Annotated in this window: 19 protein-coding genes; 5 read left to right on the forward strand and 14 right to left on the reverse strand. The window is 71.9% G+C overall.

Annotated features, from left to right (window positions below):
• Window positions 1-78: 78 nt before the first annotated feature.
• From H7A69_RS11160 to H7A69_RS11200, 9 genes are all read right to left on the reverse strand, one after another.
• Window positions 79-303, reverse strand: a complete 225-nt coding sequence (locus H7A69_RS11160; RefSeq protein ID WP_069713542.1) for a DUF3046 domain-containing protein — start codon at window positions 301-303, stop codon at window positions 79-81.
• Window positions 304-369: 66 nt separating this feature from the next.
• Entirely contained in the window at window positions 370-678 is a 309-nt protein-coding gene (locus tag H7A69_RS11165; protein ID WP_058742950.1) for a helix-turn-helix domain-containing protein, read from the reverse strand.
• A 155-nt stretch (window positions 679-833) separates the two neighbouring features.
• Window positions 834-1,358 carry a CinA family protein gene (locus H7A69_RS11170; RefSeq protein ID WP_182047073.1) on the reverse strand — a complete coding sequence of 175 codons (525 nt, stop codon included), beginning with the start codon at window positions 1,356-1,358 and terminating at the stop codon, window positions 834-836.
• Entirely contained in the window at window positions 1,355-1,990 is a 636-nt protein-coding gene (pgsA, locus tag H7A69_RS11175) for a CDP-diacylglycerol--glycerol-3-phosphate 3-phosphatidyltransferase (RefSeq protein ID WP_182047074.1), read from the reverse strand. Before pgsA ends, H7A69_RS11170 begins: the two co-directional genes overlap by 4 nt.
• Before the next feature lie 4 nt (window positions 1,991-1,994).
• Window positions 1,995-4,997, reverse strand: coding sequence for an FtsK/SpoIIIE family DNA translocase (locus H7A69_RS11180; protein WP_182047075.1), 3,003 nt, complete (start codon window positions 4,995-4,997; stop codon window positions 1,995-1,997).
• A 130-nt stretch (window positions 4,998-5,127) separates the two neighbouring features.
• Window positions 5,128-6,804, reverse strand: a complete 1,677-nt coding sequence (locus H7A69_RS11185; RefSeq protein WP_182047076.1) for a ribonuclease J — start codon at window positions 6,802-6,804, stop codon at window positions 5,128-5,130.
• A 47-nt stretch (window positions 6,805-6,851) separates the two neighbouring features.
• Window positions 6,852-7,829, reverse strand: coding sequence for a 4-hydroxy-tetrahydrodipicolinate synthase (dapA, locus tag H7A69_RS11190; protein ID WP_182047077.1), 978 nt, complete (start codon window positions 7,827-7,829; stop codon window positions 6,852-6,854).
• A 160-nt stretch (window positions 7,830-7,989) separates the two neighbouring features.
• Window positions 7,990-8,514, reverse strand: coding sequence for a dihydrofolate reductase (locus H7A69_RS11195; RefSeq protein ID WP_182047078.1), 525 nt, complete (start codon window positions 8,512-8,514; stop codon window positions 7,990-7,992).
• A complete protein-coding gene (locus tag H7A69_RS11200; protein WP_182047079.1) occupies window positions 8,514-9,338 on the reverse strand; it encodes a thymidylate synthase in 825 nt (274 codons plus the stop codon). The genes H7A69_RS11195 and H7A69_RS11200 overlap by 1 nt, the downstream gene beginning before the upstream one ends.
• A 59-nt stretch (window positions 9,339-9,397) precedes the next feature.
• Here H7A69_RS11200 and H7A69_RS11205 point away from each other — a divergent pair, with 59 nt between their 5' ends.
• The gene (locus tag H7A69_RS11205; protein ID WP_182047080.1) at window positions 9,398-10,309 is read left to right on the forward strand and encodes a TIGR01777 family oxidoreductase; all 912 of its coding nucleotides are present in this window, start codon (window positions 9,398-9,400) and stop codon (window positions 10,307-10,309) included.
• On the opposite strand, the gene H7A69_RS11210 is transcribed toward H7A69_RS11205, so the two are convergent.
• Together H7A69_RS11210 and H7A69_RS11215 are read right to left on the reverse strand one after the other, a co-directional pair.
• Window positions 10,306-10,731, reverse strand: a complete 426-nt coding sequence (locus H7A69_RS11210) for a tetratricopeptide repeat protein (protein ID WP_182047091.1) — start codon at window positions 10,729-10,731, stop codon at window positions 10,306-10,308. The genes H7A69_RS11205 and H7A69_RS11210 overlap by 4 nt on opposite strands.
• A 54-nt stretch (window positions 10,732-10,785) precedes the next feature.
• Window positions 10,786-11,532: a 4-hydroxy-tetrahydrodipicolinate reductase gene (locus H7A69_RS11215; RefSeq protein ID WP_182047081.1), complete on the reverse strand. Its 747-nt coding sequence runs from the start codon at window positions 11,530-11,532 to the stop codon at window positions 10,786-10,788.
• A 22-nt stretch (window positions 11,533-11,554) separates the two neighbouring features.
• On the opposite strand from H7A69_RS11215, the gene H7A69_RS11220 reads away from it, so the two are divergent.
• The gene (locus H7A69_RS11220; RefSeq protein WP_182047082.1) at window positions 11,555-12,043 is read left to right on the forward strand and encodes a GNAT family N-acetyltransferase; all 489 of its coding nucleotides are present in this window, start codon (window positions 11,555-11,557) and stop codon (window positions 12,041-12,043) included.
• Between the two features lie 51 nt (window positions 12,044-12,094).
• Here H7A69_RS11220 and H7A69_RS11225 read toward each other — a convergent pair whose 3' ends face one another.
• Window positions 12,095-12,697 carry a histidine phosphatase family protein gene (locus tag H7A69_RS11225; RefSeq protein WP_069713561.1) on the reverse strand — a complete coding sequence of 201 codons (603 nt, stop codon included), beginning with the start codon at window positions 12,695-12,697 and terminating at the stop codon, window positions 12,095-12,097.
• Window positions 12,698-12,702: 5 nt separating this feature from the next.
• Window positions 12,703-14,037: a M16 family metallopeptidase gene (locus tag H7A69_RS11230; RefSeq protein ID WP_182047083.1), complete on the reverse strand. Its 1,335-nt coding sequence runs from the start codon at window positions 14,035-14,037 to the stop codon at window positions 12,703-12,705.
• A 246-nt stretch (window positions 14,038-14,283) separates the two neighbouring features.
• Here H7A69_RS11230 and H7A69_RS11235 point away from each other — a divergent pair, with 246 nt between their 5' ends.
• Entirely contained in the window at window positions 14,284-14,931 is a 648-nt protein-coding gene (locus H7A69_RS11235; protein ID WP_182047084.1) for a TetR/AcrR family transcriptional regulator, read from the forward strand.
• Window positions 14,932-15,043: 112 nt separating this feature from the next.
• On the forward strand, window positions 15,044-15,577 hold the full coding sequence (locus tag H7A69_RS11240) for a YbhB/YbcL family Raf kinase inhibitor-like protein (protein WP_182047085.1): 534 nt from the start codon (window positions 15,044-15,046) through the stop codon (window positions 15,575-15,577).
• Window positions 15,578-15,655: 78 nt separating this feature from the next.
• On the opposite strand, the gene H7A69_RS11245 is transcribed toward H7A69_RS11240, so the two are convergent.
• Complete coding sequence (locus H7A69_RS11245; protein ID WP_182047086.1) at window positions 15,656-17,929, reverse strand: polyribonucleotide nucleotidyltransferase; 2,274 nt, start codon at window positions 17,927-17,929, stop codon at window positions 15,656-15,658.
• 281 nt (window positions 17,930-18,210) lie between these two features.
• Here H7A69_RS11245 and H7A69_RS11250 point away from each other — a divergent pair.
• Window positions 18,211-19,195 (forward strand): hypothetical protein (locus tag H7A69_RS11250; protein ID WP_182047087.1); only part of this gene is annotated, 985 nt, incomplete at its 3' end.

The raw sequence follows: 19,195 nt of genomic DNA on the forward strand, positions 1-19,195 counted from the left end.
CAGGAACCTAACACCGATCGAACACGCGTTCGAGCAACACGCCGAACAGACGTTCGGACGTCCCGGGGCTCGCCGAGCTCAGTCACGCGGCTCCGCGAGCCCCTTGCCGTGCCGCTTGTCGAGGGGGACGTCCTGCGAGTCGCAGAGCGCCTCCCACACCCGCCGGGCGTCGATGCCGGCGTCGAGCGCGTCCGCGGCCGAGCGACCACCGAGGTCCTCGAGCACGACGTCGCGCGACACCACGGCACCGTAGGCCTCCCCGAACACCTGGTCGACGGCTCGCCAGAACTCACTCACGCGCATCGGACCAGCGTAACGACGAACGCCCCCGCCGGCGGACCGGCGAGGGCGTTCGTGTGCAGCGGTGCGTCAGCGCACCGCGAGGTCGTTGTCGAACTCGGCGACGAGGTCGTCGGGCAGCGTGTCGGGGACCGGGGTGAGTCCCTCGACGACCGCGAGACGGTCTCCGACCTCACGCATGATGGTCGAGATCGGGGTGTCGAGTGCGTCGGCCACCGATGCGAGGATCTCGGAGCTGGCCTCCTTCTGACCACGCTCCACCTCGCTGAGGTACCCGAGAGCAACGCTGGCCTTGGACGCGACCTGACGGAGGGTCCGGCCCTTCTGCAAGCGGAAGTCCCGCAGCACGTCGCCGATCTCCTGACGAACGAGAACCATGTGGACTCCTCCTCTCTGTCGTCTCCGCGCCCGCCCCGGTCCCGGTGACCTTGGTCGGGTTCAGCAACAGTAGCGTTGCCGTTCGCAGCATGCTAACCACGGCAACTGCTGTCCTGCTGGAGATTGCGTGGGATGTAACCCAGTGGCAACAGGGCCTATTCCCCGCTGCCGACCTTGGCCGACATCCGTGCCAGGAGTTCGGAGACGGTGGCCTCGCGGATTGCCCCGCGGTCCCCGTCGAGGTGCAGTTCGACGGCCTCGGCGCGCTCGGCGGACGCGATGCCGACGAAGACCGTGCCGACGGGCTTGCCGTCCTGCGGGTCCGGCCCGGCGACACCCGTGGTGCTGATCCCCCACGTCGCCGGTCGACCGTCGACCGCGACGGCGGTGCGGACGCCCGTGGCCATCTGGCGCGCCACCTCCGGGTCGACCGCTCCGTTCGCCGCGAGCAGCTCGGCGGAGACCCCGAGGAGCGTCGTCTTGACCGGTGTGGCGTAGGCGACGACGCCGCCGTTCACGACGGCACTGGCCCCCGGGACACCGACGAGCGTCGCGACGACCAGTCCACCGGTCAGCGACTCGGCGACGCCGACGGTCTCGCCCCGCGCGGTCAGTCGCGCGACGAGCGTCCGTGCCACCGCCGCCGGATCGCCGTCCGCGCCGAGGTCCGTGGCGGTCATGCGCCCGTGCGGTTGTGCTTCCACGCCTGCCACAGGTAGTCGGCACCGCTGAGCACGGTCGCCAGCAGCGCCGCCGTCATGAGGATGCCGTTGACCCAGTGCGCCAGGTCACCGACCACGTTCCACCACGGGAACAGCGCGAGGGTGATCGCCACGGCCTGCAGCACGGTCTTGATCTTGCCGCCGCGGCTCGCCGGGATGACCCGGTCGGACAGCACTGCGAACCGGAAGACGGTGATGCCGATCTCGCGGACCATGATGAGGACCGTGACGACCCAGGGCAGCTCGCCGAGGATCGAGAGGGCGACGAGGGCTCCTCCGATGAGCACCTTGTCGGCGATCGGGTCGACGAGCTTGCCGAAGTCGGTCACCAGGTTCTGGCGGCGGGCGATGATGCCGTCCGCGCTGTCCGTGACGATCGCGACGACGAACACGACCGCGGCCCACACGCGCAGCGACGTGTCCTGGCCGCCGTCGGCGAGCAGCATCACGAAGAAGAGGGGCGCCATGAGGATGCGCACCACGGTGATGACGTTCGCGACGTTCGCCGTCGACGCCGGGCCCTCCCCCTTGCGGAGGAGCCGTCCGCGCCACGGGAACCGTGCGCCGTGTGTGGTCTCCGAGCTGGTCATGCGCTCACTCCCTGCCCGTCAGGCCCCATGCGTCCTCGTCCGGACCCTCGTCCTCGACCTCAGGGTACCCGCGGGTCATGTCCGCCACCGGGTCCGAGCCGTACCGGTCGTCGTCGGCGCCGGCCGTGCCGGAGGCGACCACGCTCGCAGCCGCACCCGACCCGTCGGCCGGTGCCGGGCCTCCCGACCCGACCGGCGCGGACGCCGCGGCCGGCGGCTCCTCGCCGCGGAGCTTGGCGAGCACACCCGGCAGCTGGTCGGGCGTGACGAGCACGTCGCGGGCCTTCGACCCCTCGGACGGGCCGACGATGTCGCGGGACTCCATGAGGTCCATGAGGCGTCCGGCCTTCGCGAACCCGACGCGGAGCTTGCGCTGCAGCATCGACGTGGAGCCGAACTGCGTCGAGACGACCTGCTCGACCGCCGCGAGCAGGAGCTCGAGGTCGTCGCCGATGTCGGCGTCGATCTCCTTGCGCTCGACCACGGCCTGGACGTCCTGGCGGTACTCGGGTCGGGCCTGCCGGGTGACGTGCGCGACGACCTCGGCGACCTCGCTCTCCTGCACCCAGGCGCCCTGCACGCGCACGGCCTTCGACGACCCCATGGGCAGGAAGAGCCCGTCGCCCTGCCCGATGAGCTTGTCGGCACCCGGCTGGTCGAGGATGACCCGGGAGTCCGTGACGCTCGTGACCGCGAAGGCCACGCGCGACGGCACGTTGGCCTTGATGAGGCCGGTGATGACGTCGACCGACGGGCGCTGCGTGGCGAGCACGAGGTGGATGCCGGCGGCACGCGCGAGCTGGGTGATGCGGACGATCGACTCCTCGACGTCGCGCGGCGCGACGAGCATGAGGTCCGCGAGCTCGTCGACGACGACGAGCAGGTACGGGTACGGCTTGAGCTTCCGCTCGCTGCCCGCGGGCAGCACGATCTCGTCGTTCCGGACGGCCTTGTTGAAGTCGTCAACGTGCCGGAAGCCGAACGACGCGAGGTCGTCGTACCGCATGTCCATCTCCTTCACGACCCACTGCAGCGCCTCGGCCGCCTTCTTCGGGTTCGTGATGATGGGGGTGATGAGGTGCGGCACTCCGGCGTAGATCGAGAGCTCGACGCGCTTCGGGTCGACGAGGACCATGCGGACCTCGGACGGCTTCGCGCGCATGAGCAGCGAGGTGATCATCGAGTTGATGAAGACCGACTTGCCGGAACCGGTCGAACCGGCGACGAGCAGGTGCGGCATCTTCGCGAGGTTCGCGACGACGAACCCGCCCTCGACGTCCTTGCCGACGCCGATGGTCATCGGGTGCTTCGACTTCGTCGCGGCGCCGGACCGGAGCACGTCGCCGAGGGAGACGATCTCGCGGTCCGTGTTCGGGATCTCGACCCCGATCGCGCTCTTGCCCGGGATCGGCGACAGGATCCGGACCTCGTTCGAGGCGACGGCGTAGGAGAGGTTCTTCGACAGGGCCGTGACGCGCTCGACCTTGACGCCCGGGCCGAGCTCGATCTCGTACCGGGTCACCGTCGGCCCCCGCGAGAAGCCGGTGACCTTCGCGTCGACCTTGAACTCGGTGAGCACGCCGGTGATCGCGGCGACGATTTCGTCGTTGGCCTGGCTCCGGGCCACCGAGGGCGTCCCGGCGCTGAGCGTCGTGGCCGCGGGCAGGCGGTACGGCGCGGCCGGGTCCTCGTCGGCGGCGTCGGCCGACGGCAGCCCCTCGGGCGCGGGCTCGGGCGCGATCGGCGAGACCACGGGTCCGGCGCTGCTCGGGACGACGGCGGCCTCGGGGCGTGCGACCGCGGCGGGCTGCTCGGGGACGGGCGTGCCGAAGTCGCGCAGGGCCTGCTCGGCGACGGCGAGGTCCTGCTCGACCTCCGCCGCCCCGTGCACGGTGTCCTGCTCGGCGGAGTCGTTGAGGTTCACCGAGGCGGGCTCGGCCGGGGTGTGGTCGACGAGCCCGGCCGCCGCGCCCGCGTTCGGGGACACCGCGGCAGCGCCCGCGCTCGCACGGGCAGCCGGGGCGGCCGGCGCACCCGCCGCGGGCAGGACGGGGCTGTCGTACGCCGGGTCCTCCTCGCGCCCGGACTTGTTCCGGCGCCACCAGGGGATCGTGTTCTCGGCCTCGTCGCCGTCGGCGGCGGCCCGCTCGTCCTCGAACCCGATGTCCTCGAACAGCGGGAAGTCGGTCTGGTCCTTCGTCCGGCGCTTCGACGTCCGGGCACGCGGGGCCGCCGGCGCCGGGGCGTCCTCGGCGTCGACCTCGGCCGCGTCGACCGGCGCGGGCGCACCGAACAGGTACGCGTAGAGCTCGTGGAGTCGCCGACCGGTCTTGTTCGGCGGCGTCTTCGTGATGATGAACAGCGAGAGCACGAGGAGCAGCACGGCGACCGGCACCGCGACCCACACGGTCGCGACGGCGACGAGCCAGCTGATGACGACCCACCCGAGCACGCCACCCGCGGCGGCGAGGGCGACCATGCCGTCGGCGGCGCTCGGCTGCCCGCCGAACACGTGGCAGAGCGAGGCGATCGAGACGAGCATGAGCCCGAGCCCGATGCCGATCCGGGTGTTGTCGTGCACGGACGCCGGGTGGCGGAAGAGCCAGCCCGCGAAGACGACCATGATCACGGGCAGCGCGAACGCCAGCCGGCCGAACAGCCCGCCGAACGTGTACGCGTCGAGGCCGATCGACACGGGGTTCGTCGGGTTGAGCCACTCGACCACGGCTCCGGCGATGGCGAGCACGAAGAGCAGGAACGGGAAGCCGTCGCGCCGTTCCTCGGGAGCAAGGGTCTCCTTGCCGAGCAGCCGGAACAGCGCGCCGACGCCGTGCGCCATCGCGAGCCAGGTGGTCACGAGCGGGTTCTGCTCGCGGAACACCGGGGTGGGTGCGGCCTGCGGCAGCTTCTTCGTCGTGGCCTGCGTGCGCGACGAACCGCGCGCCCCGCTCCCGCGGGACGACGTGGACGCGCGTGCGCGCGTGGTCGACTTGGTGCCTCCGGCCATGGGACAGACCCTAATCCCCGTCCGGGACATTCCGTGGACGCCCCGCCACCGGAAGGCGAACGGCCGGGAGGCACGGCGAGCGTCCGCGGGGAACGCTCGCCGTGCCTCCCGGCCGGCTGCTGCGCGGTGCCTACGCCTCGATGACCACCGGCACGATCATCGGCCGACGCCGGTGCTTCGTGTTCACCCAGCGGCCGACGGTCCGACGGACCACCTGGCTGAACGCGTGCGCGTCGCGGGTTCCGTTGGCGGCCGCCTCCGCGATCGCCTTGGCGATCTGCGGGCGGACGTCGTCGAAGACCGAGTCGTCCTCGGCGAAGCCACGCGACTGGATCTCCGGTCCGACGACGCACTGGCCGGTGGTGAAGTCCACGGCGCAGAAGACGGAGATGAACCCCTCCTCCGCCAGGACGCGACGGTCCTTGAGGTCGGCATCGGTGATCTCGCCGACGGTCGAGCCGTCCACGTACACGTACGCGATGTCGAGCTGACCCGCCACGGTGACCTCGCCGTCCTTCAGGTCGACGACGATGCCGTCCTGCCCGAGGATGACGTTCCGCGGCGGCACGCCCGTCTGGATCGCGAGGTCCGCGTTGGCGTACAGGTGGCGGTGCTCGCCGTGCACGGGCAGCACGTTCTTCGGTCGCAGGATGTTGTAGCAGTAGAGCAGCTCGCCGGCCGAGGCGTGTCCGGAGACGTGCACCTTCGCGTTGCCCTTGTGCACGACCTTCGCGCCGAGCTTCGTCAGCCCGTCGATCACGCGGTAGACGGCGTTCTCGTTGCCCGGGATCAGGCTCGACGCCAGGATGACGGTGTCGCCCTCGCCGATCTCGATCTGGTGCTCGAGGTTCGCCATGCGCGCGAGGACGGCCATCGGCTCGCCCTGCGACCCGGTCGACATGTAGACGATCTGGTCGTCGGGGACGTTCTTCGCCTTCTTCGTGTCGATGAGCACGTTCTCGGGCACCCGCAGGTAGCCGAGCTCGGCGGCGATGGTCATGTTGCGGATCATCGACCGGCCCATGAAGGCGACCTTGCGGTTCGCGGCGGCCGCGGCGTCGAGGACCTGCTGCACGCGGTGCACGTGCGACGAGAAGCTCGCGACGACGACCTTCTTGCGGGCGCGCGTGATGATGTTCTCGAGGACCGGACCGATGTCGCGCTCCGGGGCGGTGAAGCCCGGCACGTCGGCGTTGGTCGAGTCCGGCAGGAACAGGTCGACGCCCTGCTCACCGAGCCGCGCGAACGCGCGGAGGTCGGTGATGCGGTCATCCAGCGGGAGCTGGTCCATCTTGAAGTCGCCCGTGTGTAGGACCCGACCGGCGGGGGTCGTGATCGCGACGGCGAGGGCGTCCGGGATGGAGTGGTTCACGGCGACGAACTCGAGGTGGAACGGGCCGAGCTGCTCCGTCTGGTCCTCCTGCACGACGAGCGTGTAGGGCTTGATCCGGTGCTCCTTGAGCTTCGCCTCGACGAGTGCGAGCGTCAGGGTGGAGCCGATCAGGGGGATGTCGCCCTTGAGCTTCAGCAGGTACGGCACGGCGCCGATGTGGTCCTCGTGCCCGTGGGTGAGCACGACGCCGAGGACGTCGTCGAGGCGGTCCCGGATCGGCCCGAAGTCGGGGAGGATGAGGTCGACGCCCGGCTGGTGCTCCTCGGGGAAGAGCACGCCGGCGTCGACGACGAGCAGCTTGCCGTCGAACTCGTACACGGTCATGTTGCGACCGATCTCGCCGAGACCCCCGACGGGGATCACGCGGAGGGTGCCGGGTTCGAGCGGCTGCGGTGTGGAGATCTGGGTGGGCATTCGGTCCTGACTGTCGTGCGACGCGCTCCGGGCGAGCCGCGGTCTTCCTAACGTGTGGTGCCTGGCACCTTCGGCAGTGCGCCGCCGGCCGCCGCGTTGCGGTCCGGGCGGAAGTTCGAGAAGTCGGCGCCCGGGATGTCCCGGACCGCTTCGAGGGAGGTCTCGATGGCGTAGGCCTCGGTGTCCTCGGGGCCGACGAGCGGCAGGCGGACCCGCGGGCTGCCGATGCGCCCGAGCCCGTGCAGCACGTACTTCGCGGCGACGGTGCCCGGCACGTGGGTCATGATCGCGCGGACGAGCGGCTCGACGCGCTTGTGCTCGGCGGTGGCGGTCGCCAGGTCTCCGCGGTTCACGGCGTCGACGATCGTGCGGTACGGGGTCGACGTGATGTTCGCCGTCACGCCGATGAGCCCGGTCGCGCCGATCGACAGGTGCGGGAGCACGTTCGTGTCGTCGCCGGAGAAGTACATGAGGTCGGTGTTGTTCAGCACCCGGGAGACCTCGGCGAAGTCGCCCTTGGCGTCCTTCACCGCGAGGATGTTCGGGTGCTTCGACGCCCGCACGAGGGTTTCGTAGGTGATCGGGATGCCCGTGCGCCCCGGGATGTCGTACAGGATGACCGGCAGGTCGGTGGCGTCCGCGATCATCCGGAAGTGCGTGAGCACGCCCGCCTGGGTGGGCTTGTTGTAGTACGGCGTGACGATCATGACGCCGTCCGCGCCGGCCCGCTCGCTCTGCTTGTAGAGGTGGATCGCGTGCGCGGTCTCGTTCGAGCCGCCGCCGGTGATGATCTTCGCCCGACCGGCGGCCACGGACTTGCCGACCTCGACCAGTCGGAGCTTCTCCGGGTCGGTCAGCGTGCTCGTCTCGCCCGTGGTCCCGGTCACGACGATGCCGTCGGCACCGGCCGTGATGCAGTCGTCGATGTGCTGCTCGACGCCGGGCCAGTCGACCTCGCCGTCGGCCGTGAACGGCGTCACGAGGGCGACGAGGACCTGACCGAAGGGATTCTCACGCTGGGACACGCGCACCAGCGTACCGGGGATGCGCGCCGCGGCTGCCGTCCGGTCGGACGGTGCGCGGCTCCCGGACGGTCGGGAGGCGCGGTCGGGAGGCGCGGCTCGCCCCCGCCACGGCCGGTCCCGCCCGGCACCGGTGGCGGTCCACCGCGAGCGGCGCGGCGCGCTACGCGCGGCGGCGCCACTCCAGGAAGCGGTAGCGGGTGCCGTCGACGCGGGACTCCTGCCACGGGCCCTCGTCGACGAGCTCCCACGCGTCGTCGAGCCCGGGCGCGCGGGTGTCGCCCGGTACGTCGAGGTCGACGATCGTCTCGGAGACCCGGTCGGCGAAGGGCAGGGCGTCGGTGTAGACCGCTCCCCCGCCGATCACCCACACCGGCTCGTCGGTGTCGAGCGCTGACGCCAGGTCGTGCACGACCTCCGCGCCCTCGGCGGACCACGACGCGTCACGCGTGAGCACGACGTTCCGGCGTCCGGGCAGCGGACGGAAGCGCGGCGGCAGCGAGTCCCACGTTCGGCGACCCATCACGACGACACCGTCACCGGTCACCTGCCGGAAGTGCGCGAGGTCCTCGGGCACGTGCCACGGGATCCCACCGTCGGCACCGATCACCCCGGAGGCGGTGCGCGCCCACACCATGCCGACGCCGCGGACGGGCTCGGTCCAGCCGGAAGCGCCTGTCCCGGTCATCAGACGGCGACCGCGGCCCTGATCGCCGGGTGGTGCTCGTAGCCGACCACGGAGAAGTCCTCGTACTCGTAGTCGTCGATCGAGTCACGCGGTGCGATCTCGAGCGTCGGGTACGGGTACGCCGTACGGGACAGCTGCTCGCGGACCTGGTCGACGTGGTTGTCGTAGACGTGGCAGTCGCCGCCGGTCCACACGAAGTCGCCGACCTCGAGCCCGGTCTGGGCCGCGATCATGTGCGTGAGCAGCGCGTAGGAGGCGATGTTGAACGGCACGCCGAGGAACATGTCCGCGCTCCGCTGGTAGAGCTGGCACGAGAGCTTGCCGTCGACGACGTAGAACTGGAAGAAGGCGTGGCACGGGGCGAGGGCCATGTCGGGCACGTCGGCGACGTTCCACGCCGAGACGATGAGTCGCCGCGAGTCCGGGTTCGTCCGGATCTGCTCGATCACCTGCGCGATCTGGTCGACGTGCTCGCCCGAGGGCGTCGGCCACGAGCGCCACTGCACGCCGTAGACCGGACCGAGGTCGCCGTCCTCGTCCGCCCACTCGTTCCAGATCCGGACGCCGTGCTCCTGCAGCCAGCGGGCGTTGCCGTCGCCGCGGAGGAACCAGAGCAGCTCGTACGCGACCGACTTGAAGTGCACGCGCTTGGTGGTCACGAGCGGGAAGCCCTGCGACAGGTCGTAGCGGAGCTGCGCCCCGAAGATGCTGCGGGTCCCGGTGCCGGTGCGGTCACCCTTGGGCGTCCCCTCCTCGAGCACCCGGCGCAGCAGGTCCTCGTAGGGGGTGGGGACGGTGGGGTCGGGCTGCACGGTCTCGGTCACCAGACGACCATACGTCGTCCAGCGGGAAGTGCCGAAGACTCGTGAGTACCGTGGCGGTCATGTCGACCCAGCCGCTCTCGATCCTCGTCGCCGGTGCGTCCGGCTTCATCGGGACCCCCCTCGTCCGTGCCCTGCGCGACGCCGGACACCACGTCACGACCCTGGTGCGCCGCGCCCCGCGCTCGGCGTCCGAGTTCCGCTGGTCCCCCGGCACCCGCCCGCTCGACCCCGCGATCCTCGACGGTGCCGACGTCGTGGTCAACCTCGCCGGCGCGAACATCGGCAAGCTGCCGTGGACCGAGTCGTACAAGCGTGAGATCCTCGACTCCCGGGTGCACGCCACCGAGACCCTCGTCGAGGCGATGCGGCACGCCTCGACGCCCCCGGCGCTCTTCCTGTCCGGGTCGGCGTCGGGCGTCTACGGCGACCGCCCGGTCGACGTCCTCGACGACGACGCGACCGCGGGCACGGGCTTCCTCGCGGAGGTCTGCACGCGGTGGGAGGCCGCCGCGACCGCCGCACCCGAGGGGGTCCGCGTCGTGCTGCTCCGCACCGGGATCGTCGTCGGACAGGGCGGTGGCGCACTGGCGCCCCTCGTGCCGCTGACGAAGGCGGGCCTCGGCGGGAAGCTCGGCACCGGCGGTCAGTTCTGGCCCTGGATCGCCCTCGAGGACGAGGTGGGCGCGATCGTTCACCTCGCCACCAGTCCGGACGCGGCCGGGGTGACGGGACCGGTCAACCTGGCGGGACCGGAGGCGGCGGTCGCGACCCGGATCACGCGCCGGGTCGCCGAGGACCTGCACCGGCCCTACCTGTTCAGCGTGCCCGCCTTCGCGCTGCGGACGCTGCTCCGCCAGGCCGCGGACGAGATGCTGCTCTCGAGCCAGCGCATGGTCCCGCGGAAGCTCACCGAGTCCGGCTACCGGTTCCGGTACGAGCGCGCCGAGGACGCGGTCGACGCCGCGTTCTAGCCGGCCCTGGCCGTCCGGTCCGCCCTGGCGAGCGCGGTCCGCATCGCCGCCCGGGCACGCTTCCGGTCACCGGCGGCGTCGTAGACGACCCCGAGCCGGTACCACCCCCGCCAGTCGTCGGGATCGGCCTCGACCGCGTCCCGGTAGCGCGGGAAGAGCTCGTCGGCGGCCTCGCGGGTGGGGCGGCCCGACGGACGGACGGGGACGACGTCGTCCGGGGTGCCGCCCTCCCGTTCCAGCCGCGCGCCGAGCCGGGTGATGCGCACGCCGAAGCGCAGCTCGAGCACGAGGAGCAGCGCGCCGATCGCGGCGACGACGAACAGGGCCACGCCGATGCCGATGCCGATCGGCTGCCCGGTCCGGACGAACGCGACCGCGCGCTGGCCCACGAGCACGATGTAGAGCGCGAGGAGCAGGGTCATCAGCGCGGCACCCCAGAACGGGGAGCGGAGCGACCGCCAGAGCGTCGACACGGCTCAGCCCACGCCGAGGACGCTGCCGAGCCCGACGGTGAGCCCGCGGGCACCGACCACGGCGGACAGCGCGGCGCGGATGCCGGCGACGTACGCGACGTCGTCGTTCGTGTCGTGGCGGATCGTGACGGTCTCGCCCGGGCCGCTCAGGAGCACGTCCTGCACGGCCTTCACGCCGGGCAGCCGGAGCGAGTGGATCGGGACGCTCGCGACCTGCTGCCCACGGGCGCGCTGGTCCACGTGGGGGGCGTCGACCGGGCCCACGTCGCGCCGGGCGTCGGCGATCAGCTCCGCGGTGCGCACGGCGGTGCCCGACGGGCTGTCGATCTTGCCCGCGTGGTGCGTCTCGACGATCTCGACGGACGGGAACCACGGCGCGGCGATGGTGGCCAGGTGCGTCGCGAGCACGGAGCCGATGGAGAAGTTCGGCACGACGAGGACGCCCTGCTCGGGCCGGTCCTCGAGCCCGGCACGGAGCGACGCCAGCCGGTCGAGCGACCAGCCGGAGGTCCCCACGAGCACGTTCGCGCCGCTCGCCAGCGCGTGCTCGACGATCGCCGGGCTGAGCGCCGGCACGGTCACGTCCACCACGACGGCAGCTCCCCCGAACACCGACGGCGGCGCCTCGTGCACGGCGTCCTTCGAGGACAGCGACGCGACGAGCTCGAAGCCGTCGAGCGACTCCACGACGGAGGCCACGAGGCCCCCGAGACGACCGGTGGCGCCGACGACGGCGACGGGAGTGACCATGCCCCCATCCTAGGATCGACCCATGTCGCTCCAGGTCAGGTCCGTACCCGCCGACGCCCCCGAGGTGGACGCCCTGCTCGACGCCTACCTCGACGAGCGCGAGGCGACGTTCCCGAGTGCGCAGGGCTCCTACTCGCGCAAGCGCACCCCGGCGGCCGAGTTCGTCGCCCCGGACGGTACCTTCGCGCTCGCGGTCGACACCGCGGACGGCACCGAGGTCCCGGTCGGCTGCGGCGGTCTCCGACGGATCGCGGACGACGGCGACGACGTCCGGTTCGAGGTCAAGCACGTCTACGTCACCCCCGGCGGACGCGGACGGGGTGTCGCGACCGCACTCATGGACGCGCTCGAGCAGGCGGCGCGGGACCTCGGTGCCACGAGCGTGGTCCTCGACACGAACGACTCCCTGGTCGCCGCGGGTGCGATGTACCGGAGTCGGGGCTACCAGCGGGTCGAACCGTTCAACGAGAACCCGAACGCGACCGCCTGGTACCGCAAGCCGGTGCGCTGAGGCGAGCAGCGCCTCCAGGCCGGTGCCCGCCCGGACGCCGGACGCCGGACGCTAGACGGGCTGGTCGACCGGCAGGCCCGTGCGCAACTCGACGGGCAGGTGCGCCAGGTCGTTGAGCGTGACGACCTCGGCCGGCTTCGCGGAGCGGATGCGGATGATCGTCAGCGCGGTGTGCGCGACGTTCGTGCCCATCCAGCGCCACTCCGGGGCCTGGAACGCCTCGCGCACGAACCACCCGATCACCGCGTTGTGGGTGATGAGCAGGTCGTGCCGGTCCTCGCGCGCGGGGGTGAACCACTCGGCGACCGCGTCGCCCATCTGCGCCTGGCCGGCGACGATCTCCTCCTCGGTCACGCCGCCGTACCAGCCCTGGTAAGCATGCGGCATGTCCGGGGTCGGACCCGAGGGGATGCAGTCGAAGAGCAGCGTGGACGCTTCGGGCTGGACGGCCGGCAGCCGCTGCGCGAGGAACGACGCCGTCTCGCTCGGGGCGTCGAGCGGCGAGTGGTACACACCGTCGAAGGGCACCCCGCCGAGCCGGTCGGCGACGAGCATCGCCTGGCGCTTGCCCCGCTCGGACAGCTTGCCGTCGCGGAGCCCGTGCTCGGCGTCCTGGTGTTCACCGTGGCGCACGAGGTACAGGTAGTGGGACACGTCCGTCACCCCTCGGCACCGATGGCGGCGGCGAGTCGGTCCCGCTCGACCGCGCCGACGACCGAGGTGATCGTCGGACGGGTGAGCAGGTCCCGCGCGAGGTCGAGCACGTCGGCGGCGGTCACGCGGTCGACCCGCTGCAGCGCGGTGCCGAGGTCGGTGAACTCGCCCGTGCCGAGCTCGGAGCGCCCGAGCCGGGTCATGCGGGCGTCGGAGTCCTCGAGCGAGAGGGTCAGCGCCCCCTCGATCTGCCCCTTCGCGCGTCGGAGCTCGTCCTCCGTGATGCCGTCGTCGACCATGCGGGCGAACTCGGCGTCGATGATCTCGACGACCCCGCCGACGTTGTCCGGCGCGCACCCGGCGTACACGCCGAACGCGCCGTTGTCGAGGTACGCCGGCGCGAACGACGAGACGGCGTAGGCCAGTCCGCGACGCTCCCGGACCTCCTGGAACAGCCGGGAGCTCATGCCGCCACCGAGCACGGCGTTGAGCACGCTGAGCACCGGTCGCCGGTCGTCACGCAGGTCGAGGCCCTGCGATCCGCGGAGCATGCTGACCTGCTCGGTCGGACGGTGCGCGACGGTGAGCCGCGGCACGGCGGGGTCGGCGACGGGCTGCGGGGTCCGACGGGCGAGCGGCGACGCCTTCGGGGCGTCACGGAAGACCCGCTCGACGAGCTCGCGGAAGCGGTCGTGGTCCACGGCACCGGCGGCCGTCACGACGATGCCGTTCGGCGCGTAGTGCTCGCGGTAGTGGTCGAGCACCTCGTCGCGGCCGACGGCGCGGATGCTCTCCGGGGTGCCGCCGATCGGGCGGCCCAGCGGGTGCCCGTCGAACGCGGCGGCGAAGAAGGCCTCGCCCGCGACGTCCGCCGGGTCGTCGGCGGCCATCGCGAGTTCCTCGAGGATGACCCCGCGCTCGACGTCGAACGCGTCGGCCTCGAGCACCGAGCCGGTCACCATGTCGCCGATCACCTCCACCGCCATCGGGACGTCGGTGTCCCGCACGCGTGCGTAGTAGCAGGTGTACTCCTTCGCGGTGGCAGCGTTGTGCTCGCCACCGACGGAGTCGAACGCGATCGCGATGTCCAGGGCGCTCCGGCTCGCGGTGCCCTTGAAGAGCAGGTGCTCCAGGAAGTGCGTCGAGCCGAACTGCCCCTCGCGCTCGTCGCGGGAGCCGACACCGACCCAGAAGCCGAGGCTCGTCGAGCTCGCCCCCGGGACCGACTCGGTCAGGACCCGGACCCCGGACGACAACACGGTTCGACGGACGAATGCGCCGCCGGACGTCAGGAACGACGTGTCCTGCGACCCGAGCGGCAACGGCACTGGCTGGTTCATCGGGTAGGAGCCTACTGATCCGGCACGGCCCGCTGCCCAGTTTCCCCAGCCCGGACCCACGTGCCTCGAAGTGGGGTACATCGAAGGAGGATAGAAAGACTCGTCTGTCTGTCCTCCCTGTGGTACAGTTTCTTCCATCGGGTCGGAAGCCCCCCTAGATTCCGACCCGGTGGCTCGGGACATCAGTCCTGCGCGCGGGAGTCCCCCCACTCCCCCGCGGAGCCGATGAGTCCGAGGAGCAGCGCTGTGACGGTCGATTCCCCCCAACCGGCCGTCCAGCGTCTCCCGGGCCCGAGCACGAACCTCGCGTCGCCGGACGGGTCGAGCGTCCCCCCGGCTCCCCGTTCCGGCGGCGCGAAGGTCCGCATCCTCGAGACCGCGACGCGGCTCTTCTACGAGGAGGGCATCCGCGGCGTCGGCGTCGACCGCCTCATCTCCGAGGCCAGCGTCACGAAGGCGACGTTCTACAAGCACTACGGGTCGAAGGACAACCTGATCCTGGCCTACATCCGGTCGCAGGACGAGCGGGTCCAGCGCGCCTTCGAGCAGCTCGTGGCGGACGCGGACAGCCCGACGGACGCCGTCCGCGCGTGGGTCGCCGCCGTCTCCGACGAGGTCGGCCGCTCCGAGTTCCGCGGCTGCGCCTTCCTCAACGCCGCTGCCGAGTACCACGACCCGCGCGACCCGGTCCGCCAGGTCGTCGCCGCGCACCGCGACTGGTACACCGAGCAGCTCGCGTCGCTGCTGCAGCGCGCCGGGCACCCGCTCGCGGGCGACGGTGCCGACGAGCTCATGCTCGCGCGCGACGGCGCGATGGCCGGTGCGTACGCCGGCGACGCGATCGCGGCGACGGCGGCGCTCGGCCGGGTCGCCGAACGGGTCCTGACCGTCTGACGCTGACCGCCTGACGGTGACCACCTGACGGACGGGAGGCGCGTGGCGGCGCCGCCACGCGCCTCCCGTGGCGTCCCACCCACGCACCAGGGCCCGGGTGTTGGCTGGGCACATGGCCAACGACCCCAACTGGAACCTCCCGGAGGTCCCGTCCTTCACCCTGTCCAGCCCCGACTTCACCGACGGCGGCGTCCTGCCCGACTGGGCACGCGGCTCCGACGCCGGCGGTGGCGGCGAGGATCGCTCCCCCGCCCTCGAGTGGGAGGGCGCGCCCGAGGGCACCCAGAGCTACGTGCTCACCGTGTACGACCCCGATGCCCCGACCGGGTCCGGTTTCTGGCACTGGAGCCTCACGGACCTGCCGGCCTCGGCGACCTCGCTGCCGCAGGGCGCCGGGACGGACGACGCGCTGCTGCCCGCCGAGGCCCTGCGCCGCCGCAACGAGTACGGCACCGACACGTTCCTCGGCGCCGCACCGCCCGCGGGGCACGGTCCGCACCGGTACTTCTTCACGCTGAGCGCGCTCGACGTCCCCGTGCTCGAGGCCCCGGCGGACGCCACCCCTGCGGTCGTCGGCTTCGTGCTCCGCGAGCACCTGCTCGGCCGCGCACAGCTGATGGGCACGCAGGAGACCCCCGCGTCCTGACCCCCACCGCCCGCACGGCCCGCAACGGCGAACGGCCGCCGCTCCAGCAGGAGCGGCGGCCGTTCAGGTGTCCGGGGATCAGCCCTCGGCAGGCGCCTCGGCGTGGGTCGCGTGGTCGTCGCGGCCCTCGGTGTCCACCTCGTCGGCGACGACCGGCGCGAGCGACAGCTTGCCGCGGTCGTCCACCTTCGTGACCTCGACCAGGATCTTCTGGCCGACGCCGAGCACGTCCTCGACGTTCTCCACGCGCTTGCCACCGGCGAGCTTGCGGACCTCGGAGACGTGGAGCAGACCGTCGCGGCCCGGGAGCAGCGACACGAACGCACCGAACGTCGCGATCTTGACGACCGTGCCGAGGAACTGGTCCCCGATCTCCGGGTTCGTCGGGTTCGCGATCGCGTTGACCTGGGCGCGGGCGGCCTCGGCCGACGGACCGTCGACGGCGCCGATGTAGACCGTGCCGTCGTCCTCGATCGAGATGTCGGCACCGGTCTCGTCCTGGATGCCGTTGATCGTCTTGCCCTTCGGGCCGATCAGCTCGCCGATCTTGTCGACGGGGATCTGCACCGAGATCACGCGCGGGGCGGTGTCGGCCATCTCGTCGGGGGCGTCGATCGCCTCGGTCAGCACGCCGAGGATCGCGGAGCGCGCTTCCTTGGCCTGCTTCAGCGCGGCGTCGAGCACCGACGACGGGATGCCGTCGAGCTTCGTGTCGAGCTGGATCGCCGTGACGAACTCCGAGGTACCGGCGACCTTGAAGTCCATGTCGCCGAGGGCGTCCTCGGCACCGAGGATGTCGGTCAGCGCCGCGTAGCGGGTCTGGCCGTCGACGGTGTCGGAGACGAGGCCCATCGCGATGCCCGCGACCGGCGCGCGCAGCGGCACACCGGCGTTGAGGAGCGACAGGGTCGAGGCGCAGACGGAGCCCATCGACGTCGAACCGTTGGAGCCGAGGGCCTCGGACACCTGACGGATGGCGTAGGGGAACTCCTCGCGCGACGGCAGCACCGGCACGAGGGCGCGCTCGGCGAGGAAGCCGTGCCCGATCTCGCGACGCTTCGGCGAACCGACACGACCGGTCTCACCCGTCGAGTACGGCGGGAAGTTGTAGTGGTGCAGGTAGCGCTTCTTCGTGACGGGCGACAGCGAGTCGATCTGCTGCTCCATCTTGAGCATGTTCAGCGTGGTGACGCCGAGGATCTGCGTCTCGCCGCGCTGGAAGATCGCCGAACCGTGGACGCGCGGGATCACGGCGACCTCGGCGTCGAGCGGACGGATGTCGGCGAGACCGCGACCGTCCATGCGGACCTGCTCGGTCAGGATGCGGCCGCGGACGACCTTCTTCGTGACCGACTTGTAGGCGGCGCTGACCTGGCCGTTGGCGCTGTCGGGGAGCTCCCCGGCCTCGACCTTGGCGGCGACGGCCTCCTTCACGCGGGCCTTGAGGGCGTCGTCCTTGTCCTGACGCTCGAGCTTGCCGGCGATCTGGTAGACGTCCTTGAGCTCGTCGAGGGCGATGGCCTCGACGGCGTCGTAGACCTCGGGGGCGTACGGCGGGAAGACCGGGTAGTCCTGGATCTCCTTGGCCGACTGCGCGGCCATCTTCGCCTGCGCCTCGACGAGGACCTTGAGGAACGGCTTGGCCGCCTCGAGGCCCTGCGCGACGATCGCCTCGTCGGGCTTCGTGGCGCCGCCCTGGATGAGACCCCAGGCGTGTTCGGTGGCCTCGGCCTCGACCATCATGATCGCGACGTCCTCGTTGCCCTGGTCGTCGGTGACGACACGCCCGGCGACGGTGAGGTCGAACACGGCCTCGGCGAGCTGCGAGGCCTTCGGGAACGCGACCCACTGGTCGCCGATGAGGGCGAGGCGCACACCGGCGATCGGGCCGGAGAACGGCAGACCGGAGATCTGCGTCGACGCCGACGCGGCGTTGATCGCCAGCGCGTCGTAGAACTCGTCCGGCGCGATGCTCAGGACGGTGATGACGATCTGGACCTCGTTGCGCAGGCCGTCGACGAACGACGGACGCAGCGGCCGGTCGATCAGACGGCAGACGAGGATCGCCTCGGTGCTCGGACGGCCCTCACGGCGGAAGAACGAGCCGGGGATCTTGCCCGCGGCGTACGAGCGCTCCTCGACGTCGACCGTCAGCGGGAAGAAGTCGAAGCCCTCGCGCGGGTGCTTGCCGGCGCTGGTGGCCGAGAGGAGCATGGTCTCCTCGTCGAGGTACGCGGCGACCGCGCCCTGGGCCTGCTGTGCGAGGCGGCCGGTCTCGAACCGGACGACGCGCTTGCCGAACTTGCCGTTGTCGATGACGGCCTCGGCGAACTTGATCTCGGGACCCTCCAAAAGGGTGCCTCCTTGACGTGTTCGGCAGACCTGGGCGACGGCACTCGATGGTGCGTGCGCGCCGAGGGGTCGGGACGCATGTCTGGTCAGCAGTAGAAGCACTCGGGACGGACCGTGCTGCCCGCGAGCCACCACCGATGACCAGCTCCGTGCCCGGTCTGCGCAGTGTGTGTTGTGACGCCCGGGGAAACGGTCCCCGGACGAGGAGGACTTTACCAGTCCTCAGGTCGCTCGCGGGTGTTGCTCCCGGCGAACGGGCGTGTCCCCGGTAGCCTGCCGCCATGCGCTTCACCCCTTCGCGGGGCGTGCTCGTCGCGGCGGCCGTGGTCGTCGGCGCGCTCGTCGCCCCGGTGGCCACCGCCCTCCCCGCGACGGCGGACACCCAGCAGTACCCGAGCTGGCAGGACGTGCAGCGGGCGAAGGGCAACGAGCAGGCCGCGGCGGCAGAGGTCACGAAGGTGCAGTCCGCCCTCCGGTCCGTGCAGGCCGACGCGGCGGCGAAGTCGCAGGCCGCGCTCGAGGCGTCAGCGGCGTCCGACCGCGCCGCGGCGGACCTGGCCTCCGCCACCCAGGCGGCCACGAGCCTCCGGTCCCAGGCGGACAGCGCCGACCGGACGGCGGCCCGCGCCCGGGAACGAGCCGGCCAGCTCGCCGCCACCCTGTACCGGGACGGCAGCGGCAACGCGATGACGACGCGGATCGCGACCGCCGACGACCCCCGGCAGCTGCTCTACCAGCTCGGCGCGATGGACCAGCTCTCGACGACGTGGGAGGGCGTGCTCGACGAGGCCTCGGTCGCCGGACACACCGCGTCCGCCCTGCACGACCAGGCCGAGCGGGCCGAGTCCGAGCGGACGACGCTCGCGCGCGCCGCCGAGGAACGGTCGGCAGACGCCCGCTCCGCCTCGGACGCGGCCGCACGGAGCGTCGCCGACACGCAGCAGCACAGCGACGAGCTCTACGCCCAGCTCGCGGAACTGCGGGACACGACCGCCGAGACCGAGCAGCGGTACGAGCTGGGTGTGCAGGTCGCGGCCCAGAAGGCTGCACAGCAGCGCGCCCGCGAACGAGCCGCCGCGGCAGCCGCGGCATCGGCGGCCGCGGCGGCCGCAGCGGCGTCCACGCCCGCCGCCACGAGCGGCGGATCGGGCACGTCCTACCCGAGCACGGACGGCGTCGCCGTCGACCCCGCCGGCGCGCAGGCGTACGCCCGCGGCGCCATCGGCTCCTACGGGTGGGGCGGCGACCAGTTCTCGTGCCTCGTGT

The organism is Curtobacterium sp. ME26, assembly GCF_903970945.1.
GTDB classification, from domain to species: Bacteria; Actinomycetota; Actinomycetes; order Actinomycetales; family Microbacteriaceae; genus Curtobacterium; species Curtobacterium citri.

Excerpts from the sequence above, each read along its gene's own strand:
- H7A69_RS11160 (WP_069713542.1), bottom strand. The coding sequence starts at position 303 with ATGCGCGTGAGTGAGTTCTGGCGAGCCGTCGACCAGGTGTTCGGGGAG.
- H7A69_RS11165 (WP_058742950.1), bottom strand. The coding sequence starts at position 678 with ATGGTTCTCGTTCGTCAGGAGATCGGCGACGTGCTGCGGGACTTCCGC.
- H7A69_RS11170 (WP_182047073.1), bottom strand. The coding sequence starts at position 1,358 with ATGACCGCCACGGACCTCGGCGCGGACGGCGATCCGGCGGCGGTGGCA.
- pgsA (WP_182047074.1), bottom strand. The coding sequence starts at position 1,990 with ATGACCAGCTCGGAGACCACACACGGCGCACGGTTCCCGTGGCGCGGA.
- H7A69_RS11180 (WP_182047075.1), bottom strand. The coding sequence starts at position 4,997 with ATGGCCGGAGGCACCAAGTCGACCACGCGCGCACGCGCGTCCACGTCG.
- H7A69_RS11185 (WP_182047076.1), bottom strand. The coding sequence starts at position 6,804 with ATGCCCACCCAGATCTCCACACCGCAGCCGCTCGAACCCGGCACCCTC.
- H7A69_RS11195 (WP_182047078.1), bottom strand. The coding sequence starts at position 8,514 with ATGACCGGGACAGGCGCTTCCGGCTGGACCGAGCCCGTCCGCGGCGTC.
- H7A69_RS11205 (WP_182047080.1), top strand. The coding sequence starts at position 9,398 with ATGTCGACCCAGCCGCTCTCGATCCTCGTCGCCGGTGCGTCCGGCTTC.
- H7A69_RS11210 (WP_182047091.1), bottom strand. The coding sequence starts at position 10,731 with ATGACCCTGCTCCTCGCGCTCTACATCGTGCTCGTGGGCCAGCGCGCG.
- H7A69_RS11215 (WP_182047081.1), bottom strand. The coding sequence starts at position 11,532 with ATGGTCACTCCCGTCGCCGTCGTCGGCGCCACCGGTCGTCTCGGGGGC.
- H7A69_RS11220 (WP_182047082.1), top strand. The coding sequence starts at position 11,555 with ATGTCGCTCCAGGTCAGGTCCGTACCCGCCGACGCCCCCGAGGTGGAC.
- H7A69_RS11230 (WP_182047083.1), bottom strand. The coding sequence starts at position 14,037 with ATGAACCAGCCAGTGCCGTTGCCGCTCGGGTCGCAGGACACGTCGTTC.
- H7A69_RS11240 (WP_182047085.1), top strand. The coding sequence starts at position 15,044 with ATGGCCAACGACCCCAACTGGAACCTCCCGGAGGTCCCGTCCTTCACC.